At 68.3% G+C, this 17949-nt stretch carries 21 protein-coding genes; all 21 read left to right on the forward strand.

Annotated elements, in window-relative coordinates:
* A partial coding sequence (locus AC5P53_RS19845; protein WP_279923195.1) for a flagellin occupies nucleotides 1-138 on the forward strand: 138 nt, incomplete at its 5' end.
* A 441-nt stretch (nucleotides 139-579) separates the two neighbouring features.
* Entirely contained in the window at nucleotides 580-1995 is a 1416-nt protein-coding gene (gene fliD / locus AC5P53_RS19850) for a flagellar filament capping protein FliD (protein ID WP_014647054.1), read from the forward strand.
* Nucleotides 1996-2122: 127 nt separating this feature from the next.
* Complete coding sequence (gene fliS / locus AC5P53_RS19855) at nucleotides 2123-2539, forward strand: flagellar export chaperone FliS (protein ID WP_005416447.1); 417 nt, start codon at nucleotides 2123-2125, stop codon at nucleotides 2537-2539.
* Nucleotides 2536-2829, forward strand: coding sequence for a hypothetical protein (locus AC5P53_RS19860; RefSeq protein ID WP_046430460.1), 294 nt, complete (start codon nucleotides 2536-2538; stop codon nucleotides 2827-2829). Before fliS ends, AC5P53_RS19860 begins: the two co-directional genes overlap by 4 nt.
* Nucleotides 2826-3404 (forward strand): PilZ domain-containing protein, encoded by a 579-nt coding sequence (locus AC5P53_RS19865; RefSeq protein ID WP_014647052.1) that lies wholly within the window; start codon nucleotides 2826-2828, stop codon nucleotides 3402-3404. The genes AC5P53_RS19860 and AC5P53_RS19865 overlap by 4 nt, the downstream gene beginning before the upstream one ends.
* A gap of 92 nt (nucleotides 3405-3496) precedes the next feature.
* Nucleotides 3497-4129: a response regulator gene (locus AC5P53_RS19870; protein ID WP_032959406.1), complete on the forward strand. Its 633-nt coding sequence runs from the start codon at nucleotides 3497-3499 to the stop codon at nucleotides 4127-4129.
* 321 nt (nucleotides 4130-4450) lie between these two features.
* Nucleotides 4451-5860, forward strand: coding sequence for an RNA polymerase factor sigma-54 (gene rpoN / locus AC5P53_RS19875; protein WP_241886787.1), 1410 nt, complete (start codon nucleotides 4451-4453; stop codon nucleotides 5858-5860).
* A gap of 14 nt (nucleotides 5861-5874) precedes the next feature.
* Entirely contained in the window at nucleotides 5875-6252 is a 378-nt protein-coding gene (locus tag AC5P53_RS19880; protein ID WP_005409556.1) for a response regulator, read from the forward strand.
* Nucleotides 6249-7754 carry a sigma-54 dependent transcriptional regulator gene (locus AC5P53_RS19885; RefSeq protein WP_046430458.1) on the forward strand — a complete coding sequence of 502 codons (1506 nt, stop codon included), beginning with the start codon at nucleotides 6249-6251 and terminating at the stop codon, nucleotides 7752-7754. The genes AC5P53_RS19880 and AC5P53_RS19885 overlap by 4 nt, the downstream gene beginning before the upstream one ends.
* Before the next feature lie 185 nt (nucleotides 7755-7939).
* Nucleotides 7940-8356: a hypothetical protein gene (locus AC5P53_RS19890; protein WP_241886786.1), complete on the forward strand. Its 417-nt coding sequence runs from the start codon at nucleotides 7940-7942 to the stop codon at nucleotides 8354-8356.
* A 441-nt stretch (nucleotides 8357-8797) separates the two neighbouring features.
* Nucleotides 8798-9163, forward strand: a complete 366-nt coding sequence (gene fliE, locus AC5P53_RS19895; protein ID WP_014037113.1) for a flagellar hook-basal body complex protein FliE — start codon at nucleotides 8798-8800, stop codon at nucleotides 9161-9163.
* A gap of 13 nt (nucleotides 9164-9176) precedes the next feature.
* Nucleotides 9177-10823 (forward strand): flagellar basal-body MS-ring/collar protein FliF, encoded by a 1647-nt coding sequence (gene fliF / locus AC5P53_RS19900; RefSeq protein WP_014647047.1) that lies wholly within the window; start codon nucleotides 9177-9179, stop codon nucleotides 10821-10823.
* A gap of 7 nt (nucleotides 10824-10830) precedes the next feature.
* Nucleotides 10831-11817 (forward strand): flagellar motor switch protein FliG, encoded by a 987-nt coding sequence (fliG, locus tag AC5P53_RS19905; RefSeq protein WP_024958226.1) that lies wholly within the window; start codon nucleotides 10831-10833, stop codon nucleotides 11815-11817.
* Nucleotides 11814-12455, forward strand: a complete 642-nt coding sequence (locus tag AC5P53_RS19910) for a FliH/SctL family protein (RefSeq protein ID WP_241886785.1) — start codon at nucleotides 11814-11816, stop codon at nucleotides 12453-12455. The genes fliG and AC5P53_RS19910 overlap by 4 nt, the downstream gene beginning before the upstream one ends.
* The gene (locus AC5P53_RS19915) at nucleotides 12452-13837 is read left to right on the forward strand and encodes a FliI/YscN family ATPase (RefSeq protein WP_014647044.1); all 1386 of its coding nucleotides are present in this window, start codon (nucleotides 12452-12454) and stop codon (nucleotides 13835-13837) included. Before AC5P53_RS19910 ends, AC5P53_RS19915 begins: the two co-directional genes overlap by 4 nt.
* Nucleotides 13838-13840: 3 nt before the next feature.
* Nucleotides 13841-14308 (forward strand): flagellar export protein FliJ, encoded by a 468-nt coding sequence (gene fliJ / locus AC5P53_RS19920; protein ID WP_014647043.1) that lies wholly within the window; start codon nucleotides 13841-13843, stop codon nucleotides 14306-14308.
* Nucleotides 14308-15477, forward strand: coding sequence for a flagellar hook-length control protein FliK (locus tag AC5P53_RS19925; protein WP_241886784.1), 1170 nt, complete (start codon nucleotides 14308-14310; stop codon nucleotides 15475-15477). The genes fliJ and AC5P53_RS19925 overlap by 1 nt, the downstream gene beginning before the upstream one ends.
* A 192-nt stretch (nucleotides 15478-15669) precedes the next feature.
* Nucleotides 15670-16185 carry a flagellar basal body-associated FliL family protein gene (locus AC5P53_RS19930; protein ID WP_049441913.1) on the forward strand — a complete coding sequence of 172 codons (516 nt, stop codon included), beginning with the start codon at nucleotides 15670-15672 and terminating at the stop codon, nucleotides 16183-16185.
* Between the two features lie 10 nt (nucleotides 16186-16195).
* Entirely contained in the window at nucleotides 16196-17200 is a 1005-nt protein-coding gene (gene fliM / locus AC5P53_RS19935; protein WP_014647040.1) for a flagellar motor switch protein FliM, read from the forward strand.
* Complete coding sequence (gene fliN, locus AC5P53_RS19940; protein WP_005409543.1) at nucleotides 17197-17532, forward strand: flagellar motor switch protein FliN; 336 nt, start codon at nucleotides 17197-17199, stop codon at nucleotides 17530-17532. Before fliM ends, fliN begins: the two co-directional genes overlap by 4 nt.
* Complete coding sequence (gene fliO, locus AC5P53_RS19945; protein WP_080354537.1) at nucleotides 17529-17948, forward strand: flagellar biosynthetic protein FliO; 420 nt, start codon at nucleotides 17529-17531, stop codon at nucleotides 17946-17948. The genes fliN and fliO overlap by 4 nt, the downstream gene beginning before the upstream one ends.
* Nucleotide 17949 lies beyond the last annotated feature (1 nt).

Below are 17949 nucleotides of genomic sequence, written 5' to 3' on the forward strand. Positions count from 1 at the left end.
CGCAGCCGCATCAAGGACACCGACTTCGCCAAGGAAACCGCCGAACTGACCCGCACCCAGATCCTGCAGCAGGCCGGTACGGCCATGCTGGCCCAGGCCAACCAGGTGCCGCAGGGCGTGCTCAGCCTGCTGCGCTGATCCACGGCAAGAAGGCGCCGCTACCGTCGGATCGAACCGACGGTAGCGGCAACCGGGAAGCCACGATGCACGAAGGCGCGGGCCATGCCCGGCCCGGGATCACTCCCGAACCGGCTTGGCATCGCCCGCTCCTGCGGACCTCTCTTTCAGCGCTGTACCTTTGACTGTACGTACCGGGCGGCTTCGTCTCCCCCCGATTGTCAGTAGCCTGATCCCTCCCCTGCATTGGGGGAGGGCTTTTTGCAGACTCCCGGCAGCCCGCGGTGAACCTACCCGCACCCTGCCCCAGCCCTCCTGCAACCCGCGTGCCAGAACCCGCGCCAGGCGATTGGCACGGCACGTGCATCGACGAAGTCCTCAAGACCCAGCGGCGCAGGCCGCTATTTTCGTTGACGACGGGCCACCGCACGACGGCCGGGCCCGGATACCAGGAGAAACGACGTGGCAGACTTTGGATACGGTGGCATTGGCTCGGGACTGGATATTTCCAGCATCGTCAACCAGCTGGTCGCAGCTGACCGCAAGCCCGCCGACAATGCGCTGAACCTGCAGCAGTCCAAGGCCAAGATGCAGTTGTCGTCGATCGGCACCATCACCTCTGCCTTCGACAAGCTGAAGACGGCGCTGACCGCACTGAAGGCCACCACGGCGTTCGACACGCGCACGGTGACCGCCAGCAAGGGCGGCGACAAGGGCACCGACGAGATCCTGACGGCGTCGGTCGCGCTGTATGACGTTGGCACCACCAAGGCTGCGGCCTCCAACGGCACGCACGTGGTCAATGTCACCTCGCTGGCGACAGCGCACAAACTGATCGCCGATACCTCGGTACCCAAGACCGACACGTTTGCTGCCGGAACCTTGACGCTGACCGTTGGCGTGGGCGACAAGGCCAAGACCATGAACGTGGAGGTGGAGGACGGCGACACGCTGACCACCATCCGCAACAAGATCGATGCGGCCGGCCGCAAGGAAGGCGTGCAGGCCACCCTGATCAGCTCCGGCGACAACCAGTACCTGTCGATCGCCCAGGAGAAGACCGGTGCCGCCAACGCGATCAAGCTCGAATACGCCGGCAGCGACGCCAAACTGGGCGGCCTGGTCAACAGCCTCAAGCAGAACACCGCCGCCGCCGACGCCGAGCTGACCATCGATGGTGTGAAGGTCGTCAGCGCCAGCAACACCGTGGCCGATGCGGTTCCGGGCCTGACCCTGAACCTGAAGATGCCGGGCACCAGCACGGTGACCATCAGCACGGACACTGCGGCAGCCACCAAGGTGATGCAGGAGTTCGTCACCGCCTACAACGCTGCACTGGCGGCGATCAACACCGAAACCAAGTACGACGCCAAGACCAAGGAAGCCTCCACGCTGACCGGCGATGCGCAGATGCGCGGCGCCACCAGCCAGCTGCGCTCGGTGATGTCGAGCGTGCTCAAGGACCTGGCCGGTGACAAGCTCGATGCCAAGGCGATCGGCCTGGATACCCGTGGCTATCCCAATGCCGACGGCACGCTGATCCTGGACACCACCAAGTTCGCCGCCGCACTGGCCAGCCAGCCGGAGAAGATGCGCCAGGCGATCACCGGTGATACCGGCGGTGCCGGCAAGCTGTACACGCTGGTCGACGGCTATGTCAGCACCACGGTCGGCAAGGAAGGCGCCTTCGTTGCCCGCACCAAGGGCCTGAACACCACGCTGGACAACATCGACAAGCGCCGCAAGGACCTCGACACGCGCATGAAGAGCGTGGAAGAGCGCTACAAGAAGCAGTTCCTGGCGCTGGACAGCCTGATGGGCAAGCTGCAGCAGAGCAACACCGCGCTGCAGCAGCAGCTGGCCCAGTTGAACCGCTGACGGACATGCACGGCACTCAAGTTTGCCGCGCAATGCACCGATAACGGACGCAACAGCAATCATCGCCGCGCCGTCGGCACCGGTCCCCGCGATCACCCGACGGCACCCCGCGCAAGGAGAATCACGAATGTACGGTTCCAGCCGTCAATATGCCGAGCAGTACCGCCAGGTGGGGGTGACCAGTGCGGTCGCCGATGCCGATCCACACAAGCTGGTGGCGATGCTGCTGGCCGGCGCGCTGGAGCGCGTGCGCCGCGCCCTGGCCAGCCTTGAACGCGGTGACCAGGCCGGCAAGGGCAAGGCGATCGGCGAAGTCTGCGCGATCGTCGGCCACCTCAACGGCTCGCTGGACCATGAGGCCGGTGGCGAGATCGCCGGAAATCTGTCTGCGCTGTACGACTACGTGCTGCAGCGCCTGACCGAGGCCAACCTGCACAACGACCGTGCCGCGCTGGATGAATCGCTGCAGCTGCTGGGCGAGATCGACAGCGCCTGGAACGCGATCCCGCACGAACAGCGCCGCCCGGCCGCGGTGGCGCCATGAGCCTGCAGGAACTGCATGCGCAGCTGGATGCCTTCGAGAGAGCCTTGGGCGAAGACTCCCTCGACCAGGCCGACAGCCTGCTCGACGGCCACGACAGCACCCTGCACGCCCTGCTCAGCCAGCCGCTGACCGCTGCGGACCACGCGCCGCTGAGCGCCCTGTTCGAGCGCCATCAGAGTCTGCTCGGCCTGCTGCGCCAGCGCCGTGATGCCGTGGCCGCACTGATGAACGACGGCCAGCGCTCCCTTCGCGCGGCGCATGCCTATCTGCAGGCAGAATCGCTGGCATGACCTCGCTGCCGACCACCTCGCTGCATCACCCGGCCGAAAGCGAGCTGTTCGACGAGACGCTCAGCTGCGAACTGGCCCTGCCGGCCGAGTTCCAGGCGGGCAGCGCGGCCGGCCGCACCAGCAGCGCCGAAGGCCTGCTGCGCAGCCTGGCACTGGTCGAGGACAGCCGCGGCGACGAGCACGACGAACGCAACGAAGCCAGCCTGCAGCTGCAGCGCCTGGAAGCCAAGCTGGACCTGGCGATGGTGCTGCTCGGCCGGCTGGTGCGCCAGCAGGGCCAGGAGCTGACCCTGCGACCGGTGCGCTGGTCGCGCCGTGGCATCCGCCTGCAGCTGGGCCCGCGCAGTGGCGCAAGCCCCGGCCAGGCCGGCGTGGTGCGCCTGCAGCCCAGCGACTGGCTGCCCGACCACATCGACCTGCCGGTGGAGGTCGTCGCAGAAGCCGCCGACGGTAGCGGCGGGCACTTCCTGTGGCTGCGCTTCCAGCGTTTGGGTGATGGCCTGGAGATGGCGATGGAGCGGCACCTGTTCCGCCTGCACCGCCGCCAGGTGGCCGAGGCACGCCGCGCACGCTGAAACCCGCCCCCTTGGCGCTGTACGGCCGACCCTTGGCGCGCCCGTTCAGCTAAGTTAAGGTGGATGCCCCTACACGGATCTGCTGCGTGCCTGTGCGAGTTCTCATCGTCGACGATCACACCCTTGTCCGCGCCGGCCTGGCGCGGCTGCTGCAGGGGTTTGCCGACGTGCAGCTCGTGGCCGAGGCCAGCAACGCCGAACAGGCACTGCAACTGTCCCTGCAGCACGCACCGGATGTGGTGCTGATGGACCTCTCGCTGCCGGGCCGCACCGGCCTGGAAGCGCTCAGCGACATCCGCCTGCGTGCCCCCGGTACCCGGGTGGTGATGATGACCATGCACGACGATGCCGCCCACGTGCGCGATGCACTGGATCGTGGCGCGGTCGGGTTCGTGGTGAAGGACGCCGCACCGCAGGAGCTGGAACTGGCACTGCGGGCCGCGCACGCCGGCCAGGTGTTCCTGAGCCCGCAGATCTCGGCCAAGATGCTGGCGCCGATGCTGGGCCGCGAGAAACCCACCGGCATCGCCGCACTCTCACCACGGCAGCGTGAGATCCTGCGCCGCATCGGCAAGGGCGAGAGCAACAAGGAAATCGCCGCCGATCTCGGCATCAGCGTCAAGACGGTGGAGACCCACCGCGCGCGGATGATGGAATCGCTGGGCTGCCGCCGCGCCAATGACCTGCTGCTGCTGGCCGCACGCCATCAGCACGAGCTCGAGTAGGCGCCGGTATCGGGGTCAGATCCCTTTCCCGCGGAAACGGATCTGACCCCGCGACACCCTGCGTTGGCGACGACATCCCGTCACCCCGACATTCCCTGACAGGAATCCGTGCCCCGACCGCCGCGCGCCCAGCGGCTTCGCCACCACAAATCAATGACTTGGCGACGCATTTCGTCAATTTCCCGCGTCGGTGTAGGGAATTCCCCTACACCCTGTCGGGAGTTCCACGAAATGCATCAGGAACCCCCCGATTCCGCCCCCGCCGGATCAAAAGCAAGATGCGTTCCACAAGGCGCCGGGGAGCGGTGCCGGGGAACCACGATGAAGGCTGCACTCTCGACCCAGCTGGGCCAGCAACTCCACCTCACCCCGCAACTGCTGCAGTCGATCCGGCTGCTGCAGCTCGATGGCCTGCACCTGGAGCAGGAAATCCAGCGCCTGCTGGACTCCAACCCGCTGCTGGAGATCGAGGAGGCCGAAGCGCCCGCTGCTGAAGCCACCGAAGCGAGTGCCACCACCCTCGACACCGCCGCCTTCGACGAGCTGCCCGAGCCGTCGATGTGGGATGTGGCCGGTGCCAATTGGCAGGACGGTGATGACGACCGCATGGCACGCATCGCCGCCGGCGAGTCGACCGACCCGCAGCTGCGCGTGCTGCAGCGCCTGTCGCTGGACATGGACGACCATCAGCTGGCGGTGGCCGCGTTCTGGCTGGACCACTGCGATGAGGCAGGCTACCTGCAGGCGCCGCTGGCACAGCTGCAGCTGCTGGCCAGTGCCCAGTTCGACATCGCTGCCGACGGGGTGGAAGCCATCCGCCAGCAGCTGCTGCACGGCGAGCCCGCAGGCATGGCCGCCCAGGACCTGCGCGAAGGCCTGCAGGCGCAACTGCGCAGCCTGCACGGCGTCGTGCCGGCCCGCCACCTGGCCGCCCGTATTCTCGATGGCGCGCTCGAAGCGCTGGCCGCGCACGACTACCCCGCCCTCGCCCGCCTGCACGATGCCGAGATCGACGACGTCCGCGAGGCCGTGCGCCTGATCCTCTCGCTGCAGCCGCGCCCGGGCGACAGCCTGCTGCCCGAACGCAACGCGGTGGTGGTGCCGGACGTCGTCGCCTGGCACGCCGACGGGCAGTGGAAGGTCGCCCTGAACCCGGCCACCAGCCGTCGCGTGTCGATCAACAGCCAGTACGAACAGGTGCTGGCCGAAACCAGCGACGCCGCCCCGGCGCTGCGCGAGATGCTGCAGGAGGCGCGCTGGTTCAGCCGTGGCCTGTCGATGCGCTACGACACCCTGCTGCGCACCGCGCGGGTGATCGTCGAGCGCCAGGCCGCCTTCCTGGTCCGTGGCGAAGAGGCCATGGCGCCGTTGACCCTGAAGGAAGTGGCCGAGGAGATCGGCATGCACGAGTCCACCGTCTCGCGCATCACCACCGGCAAGTTCCTGCAGACCCCGCGCGGCACCTTCGAACTGAAGCACTTCTTCGCCGTGCGCCTGGAAGGCGCCAGCGTCTCCGGCCAGGCGGTGAAGGCCATGGTCCGCCGCCTGATCGACGCCGAACCGGCCGGCCGCCCGCTGGCCGATGAGGCCATTGCCGGCCTGCTGTCACGCCAGGGGGTGAACATTGCCCGCCGAACCGTCGCAAAATACCGAGAACAACTGGATATCGCCCCGGCCCGCGAACGGCGCCGGCTCAGCGCCAGGCAACCCCAGCTGGCCCGGGTGGGCTGAAAAGGATGTTGGACATGAACAAGCTCACGGTCCTGCTGGTCGATGACCACGAGGGCTTCATCAACGCGGCGATGCGCCATTTCCGCAAGATCGACTGGCTGCAGATCGTCGGCAGTGCCGGCAACGGCCTGGAAGCGATCGAGCGCTCGGAAACGCTGCGCCCGCAGGTGGTGCTGATGGACCTGGCGATGCCGGAAATGGGCGGCCTGCAGGCCACCCGCCTGATCAAGTCGCAGGACGATGCACCGTACATCGTGATCGCCAGCCACTTCGACGACGCCGAGCACCGCGAACACGCGCTGCGCGCCGGCGCCGACAACTTTGTCAGCAAGCTGTCCTACATCCAGGAAGTCATGCCGATCCTGGAAGGCCTCAGGGAGGAACAGTCGTGAGCGAATCGCGCATCCTGGTGCTGGACAACGACGCCGTGCGCGCAGAGCGCACCGTTGCCCTGCTGGAATTCATGGACTTCAACCCGCGCTGGGTGTCCGACGCAGCCGACTTCGACCTGGGCCGCCAGCGCCAGAACGACTGGATGGCGGTGATCGTCGGCAGCCTGGACGACAGCGCTGCCAGTACCGCGCTGTACCACTGGCTGGGCGGCAGCAGCCTGCCGCCGCCGGTGCTGCTGGCCGACGGTGATGCCGCTGCGTTTGCCCAGCAGCACGGCCTGCACGAAGCCAACATCTGGCCGCTGGAAACGCCGCTGCGCCATGCGCAGATGGAGGCCCTGCTGCGCCGTGCCAGCCTCAAGCGCCTGGACGCCGAGCACCAGGCCGGTGCCGCGCAGGACCAGGGCCCGACCGGCAACGGCCCGGCGGTGACCGCGCTGCGCACCATGATCGAACAGGTGGCCGCGTTCGATACCACCGTGCTGGTGCTGGGTGAATCCGGTACCGGCAAGGAAGTGGTGTCACGCGCGATCCACCAGCGCTCGCCGCGCCGCGATGGCCCGTTCGTGGCAATCAACTGCGGCGCCATTCCGGCCGACCTGCTGGAAAGCGAACTGTTCGGCCACGAGAAGGGCGCCTTCACCGGCGCACTGACCGCGCGCAAGGGCCGGTTTGAAATGGCCGAGGGCGGCACCCTGCTGCTCGACGAAATCGGCGACATGAGCCTGCCGATGCAGGTGAAGCTGCTGCGCGTGCTGCAGGAACGCAGTTTCGAGCGCGTTGGCGGCAACCAGACCATCCGCTGCAACGTGCGCGTGGTGGCCGCGACCCACCGCGACCTGGAGACCCGCATCGCCGAGGGCAAGTTCCGCGAGGACCTGTTCTACCGCCTCAACGTGTTCCCGATCGACGTGCCCGCGCTGCGCGAACGGCGCGAAGACCTGCCGGCGCTGGTGGAAACCATCGCCGCGCAGCTGGCCCGCACCGGCCGTGGCGAAGTGCGCTTCACCCCGGAAGCCCTGCAGGCCCTGGCCGGCTACGAGTGGCCGGGCAACGTGCGCGAGCTGACCAACCTGGTCGAGCGCCTGGCGGTGCTGCATCCGGGCGGCTCGGTGCGCGTGCAGGACCTGCCGGCCCGCTATCGTGGCGATGCCGCGCTGGCAGCGGTGGCCGCAGCGGTACCTGCAGCGCCGGTTGCCAGCGAAGAACGCCTGGACCTGCGCAGCTTCTCGTTCCACACGCCCGGCAGCGGCAACCAGCCGGCGCTGGAGCACGGCATCGCCGTCAATCGCGCAGCCGCCCCGGCGGCACTGCCCGACGACGGTCTGGACCTGCGCAACCACATGGCCAACATCGAACTGGGGCTGATCAACGAAGCACTGGAACGCACCCAGGGCGTGGTCGCCCACGCCGCCCAGCTGCTTGGCCTGCGCCGCACCACCCTGGTGGAAAAGCTGCGCAAGTACGGCATCGAGCGCGAGCAGGCCGAACTGGCCGGCTGAAGCGCGCGACCCGCATGAAGGGGGCACGAACGCCTGGGCTTGCCCGGGCGTTGGTGTTTCTGGCGCCCGGGGTCAGATCCCTTTCCTGCGGAAAGGGATCTGACCCCATTGCATTTGCACGTTTTCCTAGAGACAACGGAATCGCAGTGCGGAGCATGGCAGGGACATCCCAAGGAGGTCCCACCATGCATCACCTGATCCTGCTCGCCGTCCTGCTCTCCCCGGCCCTGGCCACCGCGGCCAACTGCACCCTGCCCGCCGCGCTCGACCAACGCCGGTTCACCAACCTCAGCGACCCGTTGTACGCGCCGGACAACCCCAACGCCGGACGCATGGTGCAGCTCAGCTTTGCTGGCAGCCAGTACGTGCTGGACATCCTCGGCACCGACCGCCGCATCGGCGGCAGCTACCGCTACCAGCGCCTGGCCCCGCATATCGCCGAAATCCAGATGACCGAGGCCCACCCGGCCGGCCCCGCCCACCACACCCTGCTGCTGACCTGCCAGAGCGACCGCCAGGGCCGTTTCATCTACACCCAGCATGACGGCCCCATCGCCCCGCGCCAGCGCCAGAATTCCGGCCGATGGACCCTGCAGCCATAGGCCAGAAAACCGACGCCGGTTAAATGGCGCCGCCAATGGGGTCAGAGCCCGTGCCGACCAACGGTCGGCACCCACCATCAGCAGCAAGTTCCAACAGATCGCGGCCACCTGTCGAAGGCGGGGTGGGTCCGGTTGCGGGGGCGTGAGCGCCATGGATGGCGCGACCGAGCCTCCATGGACGGATTTACGGCGTCCCCCGTAACCGGACCCACCCCGCCATCCCTCAGTAGACCCGCTTCTGCTGTTGCTCCGGCTCCGGCTCCGGCTTCGGCCGTTGCCGTTGAGGTTGCCGGCCAGCGGCCGGCACTACCGCGGGGCGCGGGGTGCAACCCCGCACGCACACCCAACCTCCTCACTTCACTGAATCGAAAACCGGTTTCGGCACGGCACTTGCACTGGCTCCAGCAGACAACCCCATCCCTGTTTCTGGAACCGTTGCAGATGTCCCACTCCGTCACTTCGATCCTTTCGCAGATCCGCTCCTATCAGACCCAGATGGGACAGCCGGCGCTCAACCCGCTGGGCGAAACGCCGCGCAGCAATGCCCTGCCGGGCACGGTGCTGGATGCGCCGCAGGTGCAGCCGGCCAGCTTCACCGAAACCCTGCGTGGTGCGATTGCCGGCGTCAACGATGCGCAACAGAAATCCGGCGCCCTCGCCAAGGCCTTCGAGATGGGCGACCCCAGCGCCGACCTGGCCAAGGTGATGGTCGCCTCGCAGCAGTCCCAGATCGCCTTCCGCGCCACCGTGGAAGTCCGCAACCGTCTCGTCCAGGCCTACCAGGACGTGATGAACATGCCGCTGTAAGGAACGTTGACGCATGGCACTGACGCTCTCCAAGGACAGCCTGAACGCCGAGAAGGCCGGGCAATGGTTCGACCGCCTGCAGAGTCTGCAGATCACCCGTCGGCTGGGCCTGATGGCGATGATCGCGGTGGCGGTGGCGGCAGGCCTGTCCGTGTTCTTCTGGTCACAGAAGCCGGGCATGGTCCCGCTGTACACCGGCCTGGACCAGAAGGCGACCGCTGAAGCGACCGACCTGCTGCGCGCCGCGCAGATTCCGTTCGCGCTCGACCCGGCCACCGGTGGCATCACCGTGCCGGAAAAGAACCTGCACGATGCCCGCCTGAAGCTGGCCGGCTCCGGCCTGACCGACAGCGGCAAGCTGGGCTTCGAGCTGATGGAACGCGACCCCGGCTTTGGTGTCAGCCAGTTCGTGGAAAGCGCGCGCTACCAGCACGCGCTGGAAACCGAGCTGTCGCGCACCATCAACACGCTGCGCCCGGTGCGCGATTCGCGCGTGCACCTGGCCATTCCCAAGCCCAGCGCGTTCACCCGCCAGCGTGACGTGGCCAGCGCCTCGGTCACCCTGGAACTGCGTGGCGGCCAGCAGCTGGAACGCAGCCAGGTCGATGCCATCGTGCACATGGTCGCCGCCAGCATTCCGGACCTCGCACCGGAACGGGTGACCGTGGTCGACCAGAGCGGGCGCATGCTCAGCATTACCGACCCGAACAGCGAGGCGGCGGTCAACGCGGCCCAGTTCGAGCAGGTGCGCCGCCAGGAAACTTCGTTCAACCAGCGCATCCGCGAACTGCTGGAACCGATGACTGGCCCCGGCCGCGTCAACCCGGAAGTGAGCGTGGACATGGATTTCTCGGTGACCGAGGAAGCCCGCGAGCTCTACAACGGCGAGCCGCAGAAGCTGCGCAGCGAGCAGATGAGCGAGAACACCACCAGCACGCCGGGCCCGCAGGGCGTGCCGGGTGCGACCAGCAACAGCCCGCCGGGCCAGCAGGCCGCACCGGCCACCGCGCAGGCCCCGACCGAAAGCAGCAAGAACGCGACCCGCAACTACGAGCTGGACCGCACCCTGCAGCACACCCGCCAGCCGGCCGGCCGCATCAAGCGCGTCTCGGTGGCGGTGCTGGTGGACAACGTGCCGCGCGCCGGCGCCAACGGCAAGATGAGCCCGCAGCCGCTGTCGGCTGCCGAACTGACCCGCGTCGAAGCGCTGGTCAAGCAGGCCGTCGGCTTCAACGCCGAGCGTGGCGACACCGTGTCGGTGATGAATGCCCCGTTCGTGCGTGACACCACGCCGGTCGAAGGCCCGTCGTGGTGGGAGCTGCCGTGGGTGCACGATGCCGGCCGCATGCTGCTTGGCGCGGTGGTGGTGCTGGCGCTGCTGTTCGGCGTGCTGCGTCCGGCGCTGCGCGCGATCACCGGCCAGAGCAGGAAGAACGACGAACAGGCACTCGAGCCGCATACCGCGGACGTGCAGCTGGTCGATGACGATGGCATGCCGCTGCCGGCGCTGGGCGCTGACCGGGCCAGCCTGGGCGGGCCGGAAGCACTGGCCCTGCCGGTGGATTCATATGAGGAACGATTGCGGATGGCGCGTGAAGCCGTGAAGACCGACTCCAAGCGCGTGGCCCAGGTGGTCAAGGGTTGGGTGGCAAATGACTGAGGCCGCACTGACTGGCGTGCAGCGCGCCGCCGTACTGCTGCTTTCGCTGGGTGAGCTGGACGCGGCCGAAGTGCTGCGCCACATGGAACCCAAGGAGGTGCAGAAAATCGGCATCGCCATGGCCACCATGACCGACATCACCCGCGAGCAGGTTGAGCGGGTGATGGACCAGTTCGGCCAGGAGCTGGGCTCGAAGACCTCACTCGGCGTTGGCTCGGACGACTACATCCGCAACATGCTGGTGCAGGCGCTGGGCAGCGAGAAGGCCGGCAACCTGATCGACCGCATCCTGCTCGGCCGCAACACCACCGGCCTGGACGCGCTGAAGTGGATGGACCCGCGTGCGGTGGCCGACCTGGTGCGCAACGAGCACCCGCAGATCATCGCCATCGTGATGGCGCACCTGGAAACCGACCAGGCCGCCGACGCGCTGAAACTGCTGCCGGACCGTACCCGCGTGGACGTGCTGCTGCGCATCGCTACCCTCGACGGCATTCCGCCGAACGCGCTCAATGAACTCAACGAGATCATGGAGCGCCAGTTCGCCGGCAACCAGAACCTGAAGTCGTCCAACATCGGCGGAGTGCAGTGCGCGGCCAACATCCTGAACTTCATGGACAGCGGCCAGGACCAGGCGATCCTGGGCGAGATCGCCCGCATCGATGCGCCGTTGAGCAACCGCATCCAGGACCTGATGTTCGTGTTCGACGATCTGGTCGACCTGGACGACCGCGAGATGCAGCTGGTGCTGCGCGAGGTGAGCGGCGAGCGCCTGGGCCTGGCCCTGCGCGGTGCCGACATCAAGGTGCGCGACAAGATCACCCGCAACATGTCGCAGCGCGCGGCCGAGATCCTGCTGGAAGACATGGAAGCCCGCGGGCCGGTGCGCCTGTCCGACGTGGAAGGCGCGCAGCGCGAGATCCTGGCCATCGTCAAGCGCATGGCCGATGAAGGCACCGTCACCATCGGCGGCAGCGCGGAGGCCATGCTGTGAGCAACGTCGTGCGCTGGCTTGCCCCGGACCTGCTGGCCCAGCCCGAACCGGCGCTGGAGCAGGAGGACGCGTTCGAACTCACCGAGCCGGACCCGGAACACGAACCGGAGCCGCCGCTGCAGCTGCCGACCCTGGAGGAAATCCAGGCGATCCAGGACAGCGCGGAGAAGGAAGGATTCGATCAGGGCCATGCCGAAGGGTACGGCCAGGGCCAGGCGGAGGTGCGTCGCCTCGCCGCGCAGATCGAAGGCATCCTCGACAACTTCAGCCGGCCGCTGATGCGGCTGGAGAACGAAGTGGTCGGCGCCCTTGGTGAACTGGCGGTGCGCATCGCCGGCGCGCTGGTCGGCCGCGCCTACGAGGCCGAGCCGGCACTGCTGGCGCAGCTGGTCGGCGAAGCGATTGACGCCGTGGGCGGCAGCACCCGCGAGGTGGAAGTGCGGCTGCACCCGGATGATATCGCCGCGCTTGCCCCGCTGCTGAACCTGTCGCCGGCGCAGCGCCTGGTACCGGATACCAGCCTCAGCCGTGGCGACCTGCGCGTGCACGCCGAAGCCGTACGCATCGACGGCACCCTGGAGGCCCGCCTGCGCGGTGCGCTGGATGCGGTGATCCGCCAGACCGGGGCGACGGCATGAGCGCCGCACCGCAAACGACGCCGCCGCCGGCCGACTGGGCCGTGGCCCGCAACCTGCGCCTGGCCCGCCGCCTGGACGGCCTGCGCGTGGATACCGCGCATGGCCGTGGGCTGATCCGCGAGGGCGTGCTGCGCCGCGCGGTCGGGCTCACCCTGGAAGCGGTCGGCTGCGAGGCGCCGCTGGGCGCCAGCTGCAAGGTGGAAGTGGTCGATGGTGGCTGGGTCGATGCCGAAGTGGTCGGCTTTGCCGGTGAGCGCACCTACCTGATGCCCAGCGCCGAACTGCACGGCCTGCTGCCCAACGCCCGCGTGGTACCGTCGGCGCGGCGTGGCGGCGTGGAAGTGGGTGAAGGCCTGCTCGGCCGCGTCATCGACAGCGACGGCGTGCCGCTGGATGGCAAGGGCCCGATCCGCGCAGAAGGGCATGTCGGCATGGCCGGCGTGTCGATCAATCCGTTGGCGCGTGAACCGATCACCCAGCCGCTGGACGTGGGCGTGCGCGCGATCAACGCGCTGTTGCCGATCGGCCGCGGCCAGCGTGTCGGCCTGTTCGCCGGTTCCGGCGTCGGCAAGTCGACGCTGCTGGGCATGATGACCCGCTACACCGCTGCCGACGTGATCGTGGTCGGCCTGATTGGTGAACGAGGCCGCGAAGTACGCGATTTCGTCGAGACCACGCTGGGCGAGGAAGGCCTGCGCCGCGCCGTGGTGGTGGCCAGCCCCGCCGACCGGCCACCCTTGGCGCGCCTGCACGGTGCCTACCGTGCCACCGCCATCGCCGAGTGGTTCCGCGACCAGGGCCTGAACGTGCTGCTGCTGATGGACTCGCTGACCCGCTTCGCCCAGGCGCAGCGCGAGATCGGCTTGTCGGTCGGTGAACCACCGACCACCCGCGGTTACCCGCCCTCGGTGTTCGCCAAGCTGCCGGCGCTGGTCGAACGCGCTGGCAACGGCGCAAAGGGCCGCGGCTCGATCACCGCGTTCTACACCGTACTGACCGAAGGCGATGATCCGCAGGATCCGATCGCCGACGCCGCACGCGCGATCCTCGACGGCCACATCCTGCTCTCGCGCCGGGTGGCCGACAGCGGCCTGTACCCGGCCATCGACGTCGAATCGTCGGTCAGCCGCGTGGTCACGGAAATCGCCGACGAGCCGTGGCGCCTGCGCATCCGCAAGTTGAAGCGACTGGTCTCGGCGTACTCGGCCAACCGTGACCTGATCGCGATCGGTGCCTACCAGCGTGGTAACGACGCGGCCACCGACGAAGCCCTGGAACGCTGGCCGGAAATCATGGAGTTCCTCGGCCAGGACGTTGCCAAGGCCGCAGATCTCCCGCACAGCCAGGCGGCGCTGCAGCGCCTGGTGGAACAAGAGAGTTAAGCCATGAACCAGTCCAAGCGCATCGATCCCCTGCTCAAGCGGGCCCAGGAACACGAGGACGCGGTCGCCCGCGACCTGGCCGAACGCCAGCGCGTGCTCGACACCCATCTGTCGCGCCTGGACGAACTGCGCCGCTATGCCGAGGAGTACGCCAACGCCCAGATGGCAGCGACCAGCCCGGCACAGCTGCTGAACCGCCGCGCCTTCCTTGATCGCCTGGACAGTGCGGTCGAGCAGCAGCAGGCCACGGTCAACGGCAACCGCGAAAAAGTGGAGGCCGAGCGCGCGCGGCTGATCCTGGCCAGCCGTGACAAGGCGGTGCTGGAGCAGCTGGCCGCCAGCTACCGCGCGCAGGAAAAGGTGGTGACCGACCGCCGCGACCAGCGCGAGATGGACGACATTGGCGCGCGGCGCGCGCGCCTGGTGCAGGCCGAAGACCAGGACGGCGCCGAGCAGGGAGGCCGCCCGTGATGCCCGCCCCGCTCGCCAGCAGCGCCAACCCGGCCACGCCCGCCACCAGCAACAGTGCCGCACGCGCCGCGCGCAGCGAAGGCGCAAAGGACTTCAGCCAGCTGCTGCAGGGCGGTGCGCCCTCCGCGCCCGCGCCTGCCGGCAGCGCTACCGCACCGACGCCGTCCCCGCCCAGCCAGCCATCGACCGCCGACAGCAATGGCCAGGCACCGGGCGAACGCAGCGCGGACGCGGAAGCGGCAACTGCCGAAACGCCGCCGCTACCGCCCGTTGCCCTGCCCCCGGCTGGACCCGGCACCGACAAGGACAAGCCCGCCGCGACCGAGGACGCCCCGTGGCCACCGATCGGCCTGGCCGGCCTGGTGCTGGCGATGCCGACGCCTGCCGATCCGGCCGTCGCTCTGGCGGGCAGCGCTGCACCGTCACTGGCCAGCGACGGTACGGCGCTATCCACCACTGCCCCCGCCGCGACCCCGACACTGCCTGCAGCCGCGCCGGCAGCGGCAACCGCAGCCCCCGTGGCGGCCGACGGCAAACCGGCGGCGACCAGCGCGGAGGATGCCACCGCGCTGCCATTGCCGGCGATGATCCTGCCCGGCAAGCGCAGCGAGCGCGGCGAAGGCAGTGACGTGGCCGCCGTTGGCGACCGCGCAAATACACCGTTGCTGCACGCACCGGCAGCCGCCGCCGTGCAGGACCTGAAGGCGGCGCTCGCCACCGGCAACGCGATCTTCAATGGCGAACCCACGCCCAAGCCCGTGCTGGGTGACGATGGCTTCGACCAGGCCATCGGCGCACGCCTGGGCTGGCTGGCCGACCAGAAGATCGGCCATGCCCACATCCGCCTGAGCCCGGACGACATGGGGCCGGTCGACGTGCGCCTGCAGTTGAACGGCGACAAGGTGCATGCCAGCTTCAGCAGCCCGCACGTGGACGTGCGCCAGGCACTGGAAAGCAGCCTGCCGCGCCTGCGCGAGCTGCTGGGCGAACAGGGCTTCCAGCTGGCTCACGCCGATGTCGGCCACCACGCGTCTGGTGGTGACGGCAATGCGTCGGGACAACCCGGTGGCGGGGGCATGACCGGCGACGGAGAACCGACGCCGGGCGATGCCAGCGTATCGTCCGCGCAGTTGATCCGCCAGCGCGGCTTGCTGGACGCCTACGCCTGACAGGTGTGCCAACCAAGGTTGGCACCCACCAGGGCAGGCGGTCGGCACCTCCCCGTATTGCGTTGGTGGGTGCTGAGCTTGCTCCGCACGGCCCTACCTGCACCCCGACGGAATTCCGTCGCACCCTGCGGGCCCAGCCTTCGGCACACCCCTTGCATATCCCGGTGAAGCAACCCTCAGGAGCTTCACCCCGTGGCCGCAGCCGCTGACAAAACCAAGAAGACCGCCGAGAAGGACAAGGCCGCCAAGCCGCGTAGTCCGATCCTGATCACCGCACTGGTGGCCGTACTGGCCGCCGCTGCCGCTGGTGGCGGCGTGTGGTTCTTCACCCAGTCCAAGCACGAAGAGAAGACCGCGCAGGCGCCCAAGAAGAGCGCGACCCCGGCCCCGGCACAGTACTTCGCGCTGGACCCGGCGTTCGTGGTCAACCTCAATGGCCCGGTCGACGGCCCGCGCTACCTGCAGCTGGAGGTCCAGCTGATGACCCGCGACCCGGCCGCGCTGGAAGCGATCAAGACCCATGCCCCGGCCATCCGCGCGCGCCTGCTGATGCTGTTCTCGCAGGTCAGCCCGGACCAGATCGCCGATGTCGCCGGCAAGCAGAAGCTGCAGGCCAGTTCGCTGGCCGAGGTGCAGAAGGTGCTCAAGGCCGAGACCGGCAGCAACGGCGCCGACGATCTGCTGTTCACCAGCTTCGTGACCCAGTAAGGCCCCCCCGATGAATGATCTGCTGTCCCAGGACGAGATCGATGCCCTGCTCCACGGCGTGGACAGCGGCGCGGTCGAGACCGATGCGGAACCCCCGTCAGGCGAAGCGCGCTCGTACGACTTCGCCAGCCAGGACCGCATCATCCGTGGTCGCATGCCGACCCTGGAAATGGTCCACGAGCGCTTCGCGCGCCTGTGGCGGATCGGCCTGTTCAATCTGATCCGGCGCTCGGCCGAGCTGTCGGTGCGCGGCATCGAACTGATCAAGTTCAACGACTACATGCACTCGCTGTATGTGCCGACCAACCTGAACCTGATCCGCTTCAAGCCGCTGCGCGGTACCGGCCTGATCGTGTTCGAGCCGACCCTGGTGTTCGCCATCGTCGACAACTTCTTCGGCGGCGACGGGCGCTACCCGACCCGCATCGAGGGCCGCGAATTCACGGCCACCGAAATGCGGGTGATCCACCTGCTGCTGAAGCAGACCTTCGCCGACCTGCGCGAAGCGTGGGCACCGGTGATGGACGTCGACTTCGAGTACATCAACTCGGAGATCAACCCGCATTTCGCCAACATCGTGACCCCGCGCGAGTACGTGGTGGTGTGCCGCCTGCACGTCGAGCTCGACGGCGGCGGCGGTGACATCCACGTCACCCTGCCCTACTCGATGCTGGAACCGATCCGCGAACTGCTCGACGCCGGCATCCAGAGCGACCGCAACGACCGCGACGAGAGCTGGGGCAAGACCCTGCGCGAGCAGCTCAACATCGCCGAAGTCACCCTGTCCAGCGTACTGGCCAGCAAGCGCATGACCCTGCGCGACCTGACCCAGCTGAAGGTCGGCGACATCCTGCCGATCGAGCTGAGCCCGCAGGTGCCGCTGTGCGTGGAGAACATCCCTGTGTTCACCGGCGAATTCGGCATCGCCAACGGCATGAACGCCGTGAAGATCACCGCTACCCATCCGCCGGGCACCCGCCCGCGCGTACCCGTCATCCAGGAAGACCCGCAATGAACGATATCGACGCCCTCGAACCGACCCCGGCCCAGTTCAGCAGCCTGCAGGCCGACGAGGCCAACGGTCCGGACCTGAACCTGGACGTGATCCTCGATGTGCCGGTGACCCTGTCGCTGGAAGTCGGTCGTGCCCGCCTGCCGATCCGCAACCTGCTGCAGCTCAACCAGGGTTCAGTGGTGGAACTGGAGCGCGGTGCCGGCGAATCGCTGGACGTGTTCGTCAACGGCACCCTGATCGCCCACGGCGAAGTGGTGGTGATCAATGACCGCTTCGGCGTGCGCCTGACCGACGTGGTCAGCCCGAGCGAGCGGATCCGGAGACTGCGTTGAGCCTGCTGGCCTCCACCCTGCTGGCGGTCGGCAAGACCGCAGCGCCGATCGGCCCGCAGGTCGGCCAGCACGCGGCCGCCGCACCCAGCCTGTTCGGTGCGGTGCTGGCGCTGTTGGCGGTGCTGGCGCTGGTGATCGGCCTGGGCTGGCTGCTCAAGCGCATGCCCGGCAGTGGCTTCCGCCCGGCCGAAGGCATGAAGCTGGTGGCCAGCCTCAGCGTCGGCGCCAAGGAGCGCGTGGTGGTGGTGGAGGTCAACGGCCAGCAATTGCTGCTGGGCGTCACTGCCGGCGGCATCAACACCCTGCATACCCTGCCCGAACCGTTGCCGGCACCGGCGCCGGTGCGCGTGCCGGATTTCAAGAACCTGCCGAATTTCGCCCAGCTGCTGCAGCAGCGGCTGCGCAAGGACCCCTGAC

Source organism: Stenotrophomonas sp. YJH_SMC_82, from assembly GCF_059368875.1.